Genomic DNA, 12119 nt, shown 5'->3' on the forward strand with positions numbered 1-12119 from the left:
ACAAATACACCCCATCTATAATACCCAGTTTATGTTAGTGTGCTTAAGCTCGCTACTATTCTCGGCTAGTTTCAATATGCTTATACCTGAACTTCCCGAATATCTCACCGATTTGGGAGGAGCTCAATATAAAGGATTAATCATAGCTTTATTTACTCTAACTGCTGGAATATCAAGACCTTTTAGCGGTAAACTAACCGATAAAGTGGGTAGGGTTCCTATTATGGCTATAGGCTCTTTGGTTTGTTTTATTTGTAGCTTACTTTACCCTATATTAACCAGTGTTTCTGGTTTTTTACTGCTTCGTTTACTACATGGTTTTTCAACTGGTTTTAAACCAACTGCAACAGCAGCCTATGTAGCCGATATTGTACCCCAGCAAAGATGGGGAGAAGCCTTAGGTTTACATGGAATTTGCTTTAGTACTGGAATGGCCATCGGACCTGCTATTGGAAGTGGAATTAAAATGTATACTTCTATCGATTTTCTATTTTATAGTTCTTCGGCTTTAGCACTATTATCTATCGTTATATTAATGAATATGAAGGAGACCCTTAAAGTTAGGCAAGCCTTTAGTTTCAAACTTTTAAAAATAAGCAAGAAAGATATTTTTGATATGGATGTGTTACCAGCCGCTATAGTTACTTGCTTATCTTATGTGTCCTACGGGGTAATTTTGACATTAATTCCAGATTGGACCTCTAGTTTGGGACTTCAAAACAAGGGTATTTTCTTTATGATCTTCACCATTGCTTCTTTATTGGTACGGTTCATTGCTGGTAAAGTATCGGATCAATACGGTAGGGTATTAATTATAAAAATAGGTTTATTTATACTCGTATTTGCTTTATTTCTCCTGGGTTATTACCAAAGCATTCATGGGCTTTACCTTGGAGCCTTTATCTATGGTATCTCACTGGGAATATTGTCTCCGGCACTTAATGCATGGACAATAGATTTTAGTAAACCTAACCAAAGAGGTAGAGCTATGTCAACCATGTATATCTCGTTAGAACTAGGTATTGGTGGTGGAGCTTTACTAGCCGGATGGTTTTATAAAGATGTAATTTCAAATATCCCATTAATCACCTATGCCAGCGGTTTTGTAGTAATTCTTAGCATTATCTATATCTTCCTTCGACAAAAACCCTCTTGGAACCTAAGTATAAAAAAATAACTTATTTCTTTAAAATTTGACGCACCAAATCTTTGAGTTCTGGTAAAACATCAGCGCCAAACCAAGGATTTTTTCCTAACCATATAAAATTTCGGGCAGAGGGATGGGGTAATGGAAAGAATTTGGGTAAAAACGCATTGTAATTTTGGACATTATTGGTTAAACTCTGCTTATTATTTAAGTAATACTTTTGTGCATAACTACCAACAAGTAATATTAATTCTACTTTTTGTAAATAGGCTAAAATACTTTTATGCCAAGTACTTGCACAAACCTTCATAGGTGGATTATCACCGTATTTACCTTTTCCTGTGTAACAAAACCCCATAGGAAGAATTGCAAAATTATCAGAATTATAAAAATCCTGTTTATCAACACCTAGCCACTGGATTAATCGCTGTCCACTTAAATCATCAAATAATATCCCACTTTGATACACTTTTAATCCAGGGGCTTGTCCAATAATCAAGATCTTAGCCCGTTGATTCACACGTAAGCAAGGTCTTGGTTCAACAGGCAATTGATCTTGACAAAGAGTGCATTGCTTTACTTTTACTAGCAATTGTTCTAAATCTTGCATATAAATCCTTTTTTAAATTTCAATGATATATTAAAGTTACACTAAAAAATACAGTTCATTTGATTTTTATATGGATATTTCAAAAAGATGATGCAATACAATAAAAAAAGGCTTATTTTTCAATAAGCCTTTTTTTATCTAAATATCATTTTGTTGATGTTCCTTGACGGTTAATTGGATCTTCTCAACCGAGTTTCGGTACATTTGTAACACCAATCCCTCATAATCAAATAAATCAACAACATCACTTTGACAGAATTCGTGATTTGGGTACTTCTCTGCTAGTAAACCAGCCAAAGTATCGTACTGTTCACTTTCTTCAAATCGGTAAGGTAATAACCTATTAATATCCGAAATATTATAATGTGCATGTACAATGTAGACCCCTTCGGATATAGACTCAACAACTGGCTCCTCATTGTCATACTCATCTTGAATTTCTCCCACAAGTTCCTCTAAAATATCCTCCATTGTGACAATACCAGTAAACTCCCCAACTTCGTTAGTGGCAATAGCCATCTGTAAGTGTTTTGCTTGGAATTGTTTTAATACGTTTTTAATCAAAGCACTCTCTGAAATATAAATTGGTTCTCTCATTAAAGAACCTATCTCAATGTCTTTATTATCTTTCATCATTGCTTTCATCAAGTCTTTGGTATAGATAACTCCTTTGATATCATCTAAAGAATCTTCAAAAACAGGGTAGCGTGAATATCCTTCGTTAATCGCAAATTCAATTGCATCTTTTACTGTAGTTGAAATATCTATTGCGGAAACATTTTTTCGCAAAGTTTGAATATTATTAACGCGACGATCATCAAAATCAAAAACATTTTGAATTAAGAGCCTCTCGGTCTCTTCAATTGCTCCGCCTTCTTGACTCTCTGTAATAATCATTTTTAATTCCTCTTCGGTGTGAATATCTGCACCATGTACCGGAGAGATACCAAACAAACGCAACATTCCATTTGCCAAACCGTTCATTAACCAAATAATTGGACGGAAAACAAAATAAAATATTCGTAAAGGCAATGCAATAGCAAAAGTTGTTTTTGTTGGAAAATGAATTGCCAAAGATTTTGGTGCTAACTCACCAAAAACAATGTGTAAAATGGTAATTATAGCAAAGGCTAAGGGAAAAGAAATATTCTTAGCAATGGCAAACCATTCCGGTCCAGTTAGTCCAAATAATTCGAATAACTTTAAAATTACTGGTGTTAGAGAACTCTCTCCTACCCATCCTAACCCTAATGAGGCAAGGGTAATACCCAATTGTGTAGCTGCCAGGTAAGCATCTAGATTGCTTACAATACCTTTTGCAACGTTTGCCACTTTTGAATTCAATTCTTGATGTACTTCAATTTGCGAGCTACGAACTTTTACAATTGCAAACTCGGCAGCAACAAAAAAACCATTAAGAAGCACTAGTAGAATAGTAAGAAACAACTTACCTACTGAAATTTCGGCTGATACAATATTAGCGCTAGCCAACATTGTAATAATCTGGGGGTATGTGTCCATTTTTAAAATAACAAATAAGGCCTAGGTTTACTCTTTTTAAAGGCCTTTGTATTTAGGATAAAGTATTTTCCTAAATTAGCTTATCAAATATACAAAAACTTTTCGTACATTAATACTACAAAAATACCACATTATTATCACATAGAAACATATTCAATCCTTTTTAATGTGTATAATCTTAAAATACTTAGCATTTTAATATTCTACGAATCTCTTACGTTTACTTTTTAAGATTTTATCAAGACCCTTATAAAGACGTCCGATCAAAATGAAAAGGTAGAATATTTATTAATGACTCCGAATAACAAACCGGACCTTGGTCTCCCATGAAGAACATTTCAATAGGAGATTCTTGTTTTACCTCATATTCTAATATACTTTGTCGACAAGCCCCACATGGAGGAATCGGCAATTGGGTTAATTTTAAATCTGAAGAGGCGCTAATGGCCATTTTCAGGATTCTTTTACCTGGATGCATAGCTCCGGCATAAAAAATTGCAGTACGCTCGGCACATAATCCAGATGGATAAGCTGAATTTTCTTGATTAGAACCTTGAATAATTGTCCCATCCTCAAGTAATAAGGCAGCTCCTACCTTAAATTCAGAATATGGCGCATAAGCATTTTTTCTAACCTCAACAGCCTTTTGCATTAAAAACTGATCCTCTTGTTGTAATTCTTTTATGGATTCATATTCAATAAAACTACAAACCACTTCAATTTTCTTCATATAACGCGAGTTAAATTAATACAGACAAAAAATCCAAACGCAAGTAAAGCACTGGTTTGGATTTGCATACAAATATACTTAAATTCCTTAATAATATTGTTTCTTAGCAATATCAAAAGTCAATGAAAAACGTAAAGTATTCTCAAGAGGGTTATTTAAATTAGATGTTGAAAATAAATAAGATAAGTCAATTTGAATCTTATTGTATTTAAAACCTGCTCCCAGGGTGGCAAATTGTCTGGCCCCTTTTTCTTGGCTTTCATGAAAATATCCAGTACGTAAAGCAAATTTATTATCATACCAATACTCTAATCCCACTGACCATATAATCTCTTTCATTTGTTCATCAAACCCTCCTGACTTATTTCCAAATGACTCAAAAATCCCCTTGAACCAGCTTATATCATTGTACTGCTTTCTTGCAGTGGGATCCAATGGATCAATAGGCGGAGTTGGCACTAGTAATTTGGAAAACTCCGAGGTAATACTAAGGGTGTTATAAGGGTCTAAGAGGAAGTCAAAACCGGCTCCTAGTTTTAGATTTGATGGTAAAAAAGACCCCTCCCCTATCTCGTCATCATACTTGATTTTAGGCCCTAAATTTGATATATTAAATCCGGCACGAAAACGTCCATCAAAATTTGCAAAATGAATAATTCGTGATTGATAAAAACCTGCTACATCTACAGCTACTGTAGTTGCAGTAGAGTTTCCATCACCTTGCTCTGGATATTTCAAATCAGAAGTAATTAATCGCCCAGCAATACCCATTGAAAAAACCTCACTCAATTTTAAAGAATACGATAAATCAAAGTAAAACTCATTAGGTTTGGTAGTGACCACGGCCGAATTATGAGAGGTTCGCATATCAATGTCTCCCATACCAAAATAACGCAAACTAGCTCCAAAAGCACTACGAGGATTAATCTTTTTATAATAAGTTAATTGCCCTAAAGACATTCCACTGGTAATCTTAGACATATAAGGAGTATAACTCATAGAAAAACCTTGGTTGATTTCTGCAAAAGCATACTTAGCTGGGTTATGTTGTTGAGAGTAGGCATCCCAAGAGGTCGCAACGCCAACATCTGCCATCCCTGAGCTTCTTGCATCTGCATTAATAGTCATAAAGGGAACACCTGTTACAATAGGTCTTACCTGCTGAGACAAAGCAGAATACCCCAATAGCAAAAAGACAAATGAGCTTTTTATTTTATTCATAAATAATATAGTGTATTATACAAATATAAGTATTTTTAACAAGTCTCTCGCGGATTAATCCCTTGCAAGTAACATATACTTAAAGTTAACTTATCTAAATCGGATTTACAAAACTATTAAACCACATTTTATCTTATATAGAAACAATAAAACTAGATCTCCCGGTTTTTTATTGCGCTTACATGATAAACTATCGTGATTAAAATTACTAGTACAACGCGGATATAAGCATATTAATTGTTCAAACAGTTAATAAATATTTAACAAACAAGTACTATTTAAGCTAAGCAAGGGAACTATAAAAAAGCAATTAACCACTAGATAAGTATAATCCTTATATTACCAGAGGAATTATACTTGTATTCCATAAAATAATAAATTGGATGCAAAATGTAACTTAAAGAAAAATAATTATAGCTTTACAAGAAACTTTTTAATATATCTTTGCCTAAGAGGAAGAAAAATAAAATTAACATTTTTTTTAAACCCTATGCAATACATATGTAACTTAGTCGTTATATATAATGCGTAGGTAATTGCGAAGCAAAACTAAGGTAGATTGCCAGTAACTTCACATTGCTAATTAAACGTTAATTACTAAATTGCGTAAAAAATAATATCCATTTATAATAAGATGAAGATTAAAAGAAATTTAGGATTTCAACTGTTGACAGGTTTAATACTAGCCGCAGGTCTAGGTAGTTGTAGTAAATCAAATAACAATATTTCGACTGCCACAGGATGGAGAATTAATGATAAAAACGGAGGGTTTCAATACAATACTAGATATGTAGAGAAAACCCCTGCGGGAATGGTGCCTATTGAAGGAGGTACTTTTACCATGGGACAAATCCAAGAAGATATTATGGGGGACTGGAACAACGCTCCTAAACAAATGCATGTACAATCTTTTTATATGGACGAAACCGAAACAACCAATATGATGTATAATGAATATTTATATTGGTTGCAAAGTGTATTCCCACAAAACAATAAGCTCTATCAAGATATCTATCGCAGTGCCTTACCAGATACATTGGTTTGGAGAAGTCCTTCTGGGTTCAACGAGTCTTTAATAACAAGTTATTTACGCCATCCAGCTTATGCTAATTACCCTGTTGTGGGAGTAAGTTGGATTCAAGCAAATGACTATGCTAAATGGAGAACAGACCGTGTAAACGAATTAAAACTAGAGCAAGCAGGTTACCTAAAAAAAGATGCTAAAATTACAGAAGCTTATGGTGATGCCCATTTTAGCACAGATGCTTATCTGTTAGCTCCTAGTACTGTATATGGCGGAAATTCAGATATTGTGTATAAAGGGGTTAACAATAAGGCTTCAGAAAATCAAAGAAATATTTACGCTACCCAGAATCTTGGTTTATTCACAGCTCAGTTCAGACTACCAACCGAAGCGGAGTGGGAATATGCTGCTATTGGGTTAATAGGTAACAGAGAATATAACAACTATAAAGGAAAAGGTAAGTTCCCTTGGGATAATCCTAATAAAAGAAAAAAAGGAAGACCACAAATATTAAATACTAAATATGCCAACTATAAGCAAGGTCGTGGGGATTATGGTGGTATTGCAGGATGGGGAACGGATAATGGAGATATTACCATGCCGGTTAAATCCTATCCACCAAATGATTTTGGTTTATACGACATGGCAGGAAATGTGGCAGAATGGGTAGCTGATTTATACTATCCTTTATTAGATGATTTAGATGCTGACTTTAATTACTATAGAGGAAATGTTTATTATCAAACAAAACTAGGACCCGATGGAACGGTACAAATAGTGACAGAGGAAAGCGTAGAGTTCAACAACCAATCAAACAATAAAAAATCTGTTAAGAACTTACCTGGAGAAGTAGCTCAATATGCTCTAGACCCAAAATCAACGCCAACTAACCCATATTCAATGGAGCAAACAAAACCGATAGCTCAACAAACAAGTAGACCTACATCAAAAAGACCCACACAATTATATGATCAAAAATCACGAGTTATTAAAGGAGGGTCATGGAAAGATAGAATCTATTGGTTAGATCCAGCAACTAGAAGGTTCTACCCAGAAGATATGAGTGCAGACAATATTGGCTTTCGTTTAGCCATGACAAAAGTAGGCGAAAAAGCAAAAAAACGCAGGACAAAAAATTAATATATTATGCAAAAGGCCCTAAATACTTAGGGCTTTTTTTATACTTTTCACTTATGAATATTACAGAATTATACCAATGTTTTTTACAATGTGAAGGTGTTAGTACAGATACGAGAAACATAACACCAAACGCTCTTTTCTTTGCTTTAAAAGGCGAGAACTTTGATGGGAATCAATTCGCAAAACAAGCCCTTGAAAAAGGAGCTAAATTTGTTATAATGGACAATGCTAAATTAGTAAGTGACCCTAGCAAAATGTTTGTAGTTCCAAACGCTTTACTAGCCCTACAGCAATTAGCTAGATATCACAGGGAGGAATTAGGACTTCCCATAATTGCCTTAACAGGAAGTAATGGTAAGACAACTACCAAAGAGTTAATCACTGCAATTCTAGAAAAGGAATATATTGTGACGGCCACCAAAGGAAATTTAAACAACCATATTGGAGTACCGCTAACCCTATTGTCAATGACACCAAAGGATGATGTGGCTGTAATTGAAATGGGAGCAAATCATAAAGGTGAAATTGCTCATTTATGCGAAATTATCAATCCTGATTTTGGATATATAACTAACTTTGGCAAGGCTCACTTAGAGGGATTTGGCAGTATTGAAGGTGTTATCAAAGCCAAAAGTGAACTTTATGATTTTTTAGAAGACAATAAAAAAAAGGTATTTATAAATCTAGACGATCCAATCCAGGATGCCAAAAGCATTACTTTTTCTCGTTATACTTTTAGTAACGAGCAGGATGCTGATGTGCGTTTTGATCGCTACTTTAGTGACCCAAATGCTGGTGTAGTTTTCGAGCAAGAAGTTTTCACTTCAAACCTTACAGGTCTATATAATGCTACTAATATTGCTGCAGCTTTTTGCATTGCTAGTTTTTTCTCCATTCACCCAGATGTAATTCAAGAGGCAATAAATGAATATATTCCTAAAAACAATAGAAGTGAATGGGTAAAAACTAAGAATTCTACTATTTTATTAGATGCTTACAATGCTAACCCTTCAAGTATGCAACTAGCCATTGCTAACTTTCTAGAACTAAAAACAGATCAACAAAAAATACTTATTCTAGGTGATATGTTTGAGTTAGGACAACACAGTGATTCGGAACACCTTGCTATAGTACAGAGTTTAAAAAACCTCAAGGATACAAAAGTATTTTTTATAGGTAAACATTTTTATGCTCAAAAAAGCATGGGAGATGTGAATCACGAATTCTACGCAGATTTCAAACAATTTGAATCTGATTTAGAGTCACATACAATAGATTTAGATAACAAATTTATCCTTATCAAAGGATCTCGCGCAATTGCTCTAGAGAGAACCTTAGATTACATTTAATAGAAAAAAGGAGTTGTGCTGGACTGACCCCAAAAAAGTTGGACGAAGTAATGCAATCTTTTTAATATAATGAGCTCGGTATTCTACCGGGCTCATTCCATTTAAATTAATGCGAATTTGCTCGTTATTATACTATTTTATATATTGTTTTATCTCATGTGCCAACTCCAGTATGGAGTTGTATTTCTTTAGATAAAATAGTTCTGATTTTAACACTCCAAAGAAATTTTCGATTATAGCATTATCTAGGCAGTTTCCTTTTCTAGACATACTTTGTTTAATATTATGCTACTTTAATTTATCTTGGTACCTGTGTAATCTATATTGCCATCCTTGATCCGGATGAAGTATAGTTTCCATGTTAGTAGCCTTGTCTTTTGTTCTTCTTTTAAAGGCTTTATTGAGCATATCAAGAGTTTGCTTATAATTTGGAGAAGTAGATAAATTATAACTAATTATCTCTTTATTAAACAAGTCTATTATGGGACATAGGTATAACTTACTACCCTTAACATTAAACTCTGTTACATCAGTAGCCCATTTTTGATGAGGCTTTGTCGCATTAAAATCACGCTTTAGTATATTCTCTGCTGCTTTACCAACATCACCTTTAAAGGACTTGTACTTCTTGACCCTAATTACGCTTTTAAGGCCTAATTGTTTCATTAATTTTGCGTCTGTTTTAAAGTTTACAGCTGCCTTGAGTTCTTTTCTAAGAAGCAGAGTAACTCTTCTATATCCATATAAACCTTTATGTTTATTGAATATGCGAGTTACATGTTTACCTAATTCAGCATGTTTATCCAGAAAATTTATACTCTTAGTGTGATAATAATAAGTACTACGAGCTAGCCCAGCTAAGTGTAGTAAGTACTCTAGTTTATGTATGGGGCTTAGCGCCGTAATTATTACGGCTTTTTCTTTTTGGCTTGCTTGCTTTGAGCCAAGGCTTCCAACTTTTTTAGATAATCATTTTCTGCGCGTAAGTATGCAAGTTCTATTTTCAGCTTTTCTAAATCTGTCATTGAATCTTTTATCCCTGGAATATTACTTTTCTTAGTCTTCTTGGTACTTGTTTTATCTTTTTTAAAATGTGCACCTCAATTATCTTCCAAGCCTTTAAATCCATCACTCTGAAATTTCCTAATCCATTGAAATAACACAGAAGGAGTTTGAAATCCGATATTTGACGCAGGTGTGCATCAAAGATAATCCACTCTTTTGATACTCTTGAATGATGCTTACTTTTTCTTCTTTGGTAAAGCTACTTTTGAAGATACCCGCTAGCCCTTGTTCTCCATAAACTTGGTAAAGCTTGATCCAAAATTGTAGCTTTGCTCTTGTTATTCCTTTTTGCCTAGCAAGTCCATGTACGCTATCTTTTCCCTTTTAAATTATAGTTACTAAACGCAACTTAAATTTATAATCATATTTCTGTTTTCTACTCATCAAAAACGCCTCAAAAAGTATCTAACTTTTTTTATCATTTTTATTTCTTGTTTATCTCTAATCTGGAGATAAGTGGGAAATGATCTGAATTAACAAAACCACTATAGGTATGAAAAGACTTAACTTGAATGCTTGGATCTACAAAAATATAGTCAATTCGCATTGGAAATAACTTAAAATCATAAGTTCTACCAAAACCCTGTCCAGCTTGTACAAATGCATCTTCAAGATCACCTTTTACATTTCTATAAACATAGGAAAATGCGCTATTGTTCATATCACCACAAATTATCTTACGATGGTTAGCATCATCCATATGAGATCGAATTAACTCAGATTGCATTTGCTGTTCTTTAAATGCCTTCGAAATTCTTTTTATAATAGCCTTGGAGTTAACCTCATCAATGCGTTCGTGAATATCAGGACTTATACTAATACTTTGTAAATGTATACTATAAATTCTTATGGTATCCTTGTTTTTTAATACATCGGCAAAAATTACGTTATTATTGGAATTAGGTAAATTAATTTCTCCTTTATCTATAATTCTATACTTAGAGAATATAGCTTGGCCTGTCTTAATTTTATTACCATGGGATACAATATACTGATATGGGTAATTGGTAAATTTTATATTCGTATTTTTGGAATACTCCTGAAGTGCTAATATATCGGGATCGTGGCTTAAAACAAAATCTTGTATTTCTGTACCCACATCACTACGATCTATCCAATTAAATAAATTAAATAACCGTACATTATAACTCATCAATGTGAAATCATTCTGACTTACTGGTAAATCTTTACCTGAGAATCGATAAAACTTATTAATAAAAGTACCCCCTAAGAGAAGAATCAACCCCGATAGCCAGATTTGTTTTTTAAAAAAAATTAGCCAGTAAATAAAAAAAACTACGTTTATAATCAAAAGGCTTGGCAATAGAAGAGAAAAAACCGATAACAATGGAAATAACTTTGGCGCTAAAAAGGGTAAAGAATAGCCCACTACTGTCAAAACAGCAAGCGCTATATTACACAAATACACTAATCGATTAAACCAAGATAGGTTGTTCATAATTTATTTTTTCCCAGCGGTAAACAAAAAGTCCTTCTCTTGTTTAGTTAGACTCTCATAACCACTTTTACTAATTTTCTCTAATATTTTATCAATCTGTTGTTGGGTATCTTGCTCTTGGCTAGAATCCTTTTTGTTCACCCTGTTAGTATTTCTATAAACTTTAGTGAACTTTGTTTTTTCTTTTCTTGAAAAAAAAGCACTTAACTTATCCAAAATTACAGATAGATCGATTCCCCTTTTATACAAAACAATAAACAAATACCCCATAAAAGCTCCTCCTAAATGGGCTAAATGTCCCCCAATATTGGATCCAGACAACTGAATTATATCTAATATAATAATAAAAGCAGCTATATACCAAATCTTAACTTGACCAATTAATAAAAGCTTAATTTGCATATGCGGTCTAAAACAAACCAAAGCAATTAAGGGAGCTATAATAGCTGCAGATGCACCCACTAAAACTGGCCCTACATTAACCAAACTAGAACCTATTAGATAAAAAACACCCCCCATCACAGCCCCTGCAAAATAACAAGTTATAAAGTGTTTCTGATTAAAGAAGGTAGTAAACAATTGACCAACAAAAAACAACATAATCATATTGAAAATCAAATGTATTACCCCTGCGTGCAAAAAGCTATAACTCAATAAGGTCCAAGGCTTATATACTAAGGGTAACCAATTGCTAGACAAGGCCAACCAATATATTAAATAACCATAGACTTTAGGACTAAATACTTTTATAATCAACAATACAACGGAGACTCCAATTATCCAAAAAATAAGTCGTTGGATCAGTCCTGAAACACGATAAGTATTTTTTAAATCTTGAAAAATATTAGCCATA

The 12119-nt window shown here is 33.6% G+C and carries 9 protein-coding genes and 1 pseudogene; 3 read left to right on the forward strand and 7 right to left on the reverse strand.

All coding sequences use genetic code 11. The features are described from left to right. The first annotated feature begins 31 nt into the window (after positions 1-31). The gene (locus ACYSNV_RS10840; RefSeq protein ID WP_461762581.1) at positions 32-1177 is read left to right on the forward strand and encodes an MFS transporter; all 1146 of its coding nucleotides are present in this window, start codon (positions 32-34) and stop codon (positions 1175-1177) included. Position 1178: 1 nt separating this feature from the next. Here ACYSNV_RS10840 and ACYSNV_RS10845 read toward each other — a convergent pair whose 3' ends face one another. The 4 genes from ACYSNV_RS10845 to porV form a co-directional block, all read right to left on the reverse strand. Further along, a complete protein-coding gene (locus ACYSNV_RS10845) occupies positions 1179-1757 on the reverse strand; it encodes a uracil-DNA glycosylase family protein (protein ID WP_461762582.1) in 579 nt (192 codons plus the stop codon). Positions 1758-1895: 138 nt separating this feature from the next. Then, positions 1896-3278 (reverse strand): hemolysin family protein, encoded by a 1383-nt coding sequence (locus ACYSNV_RS10850; RefSeq protein ID WP_461762583.1) that lies wholly within the window; start codon positions 3276-3278, stop codon positions 1896-1898. Between the two features lie 247 nt (positions 3279-3525). Next, complete coding sequence (locus ACYSNV_RS10855; protein WP_461762584.1) at positions 3526-4008, reverse strand: cytidine deaminase; 483 nt, start codon at positions 4006-4008, stop codon at positions 3526-3528. Between the two features lie 87 nt (positions 4009-4095). After that, a complete protein-coding gene (gene porV, locus ACYSNV_RS10860) occupies positions 4096-5229 on the reverse strand; it encodes a type IX secretion system outer membrane channel protein PorV (protein WP_461762585.1) in 1134 nt (377 codons plus the stop codon). Positions 5230-5863: 634 nt separating this feature from the next. On the opposite strand from porV, the gene gldJ reads away from it, so the two are divergent. Then, positions 5864-7393 (forward strand): gliding motility lipoprotein GldJ, encoded by a 1530-nt coding sequence (gene gldJ / locus ACYSNV_RS10865; protein WP_461762586.1) that lies wholly within the window; start codon positions 5864-5866, stop codon positions 7391-7393. Positions 7394-7446: 53 nt separating this feature from the next. Continuing rightward, on the forward strand, positions 7447-8742 hold the full coding sequence (locus tag ACYSNV_RS10870) for a UDP-N-acetylmuramoyl-tripeptide--D-alanyl-D-alanine ligase (RefSeq protein ID WP_461762587.1): 1296 nt from the start codon (positions 7447-7449) through the stop codon (positions 8740-8742). A 60-nt stretch (positions 8743-8802) separates the two neighbouring features. Here ACYSNV_RS10870 and ACYSNV_RS10875 read toward each other — a convergent pair. From ACYSNV_RS10875 to ACYSNV_RS10885, 3 genes and pseudogenes are all read right to left on the reverse strand, one after another. Beyond that, a pseudogene (locus tag ACYSNV_RS10875) lies at positions 8803-9651 on the reverse strand (IS3 family transposase); the annotation flags it as partial. Between the two features lie 580 nt (positions 9652-10231). Continuing rightward, positions 10232-11266, reverse strand: coding sequence for an endonuclease/exonuclease/phosphatase family protein (locus ACYSNV_RS10880; RefSeq protein ID WP_461762588.1), 1035 nt, complete (start codon positions 11264-11266; stop codon positions 10232-10234). A gap of 3 nt (positions 11267-11269) precedes the next feature. Then, entirely contained in the window at positions 11270-12118 is an 849-nt protein-coding gene (locus tag ACYSNV_RS10885) for a rhomboid family intramembrane serine protease (protein WP_461762589.1), read from the reverse strand. Between the last annotated feature and the right edge of the window lies 1 nt (position 12119).

This window comes from Myroides sp. LJL119 (assembly GCF_054871605.1).

What these genes read in the sequence shown, in the direction of transcription:
- ACYSNV_RS10840 (WP_461762581.1), top strand. Translation starts at nt 32, where the DNA reads ATGTTAGTGTGCTTAAGCTCGCTACTATTCTCGGCTAGTTTCAATATG.
- ACYSNV_RS10845 (WP_461762582.1), bottom strand. Translation starts at nt 1,757, where the DNA reads ATGCAAGATTTAGAACAATTGCTAGTAAAAGTAAAGCAATGCACTCTT.
- ACYSNV_RS10850 (WP_461762583.1), bottom strand. Translation starts at nt 3,278, where the DNA reads ATGGACACATACCCCCAGATTATTACAATGTTGGCTAGCGCTAATATT.
- ACYSNV_RS10855 (WP_461762584.1), bottom strand. Translation starts at nt 4,008, where the DNA reads ATGAAGAAAATTGAAGTGGTTTGTAGTTTTATTGAATATGAATCCATA.
- porV (WP_461762585.1), bottom strand. Translation starts at nt 5,229, where the DNA reads ATGAATAAAATAAAAAGCTCATTTGTCTTTTTGCTATTGGGGTATTCT.
- gldJ (WP_461762586.1), top strand. Translation starts at nt 5,864, where the DNA reads ATGAAGATTAAAAGAAATTTAGGATTTCAACTGTTGACAGGTTTAATA.
- ACYSNV_RS10870 (WP_461762587.1), top strand. Translation starts at nt 7,447, where the DNA reads ATGAATATTACAGAATTATACCAATGTTTTTTACAATGTGAAGGTGTT.
- ACYSNV_RS10880 (WP_461762588.1), bottom strand. Translation starts at nt 11,266, where the DNA reads ATGAACAACCTATCTTGGTTTAATCGATTAGTGTATTTGTGTAATATA.
- ACYSNV_RS10885 (WP_461762589.1), bottom strand. Translation starts at nt 12,118, where the DNA reads ATGGCTAATATTTTTCAAGATTTAAAAAATACTTATCGTGTTTCAGGA.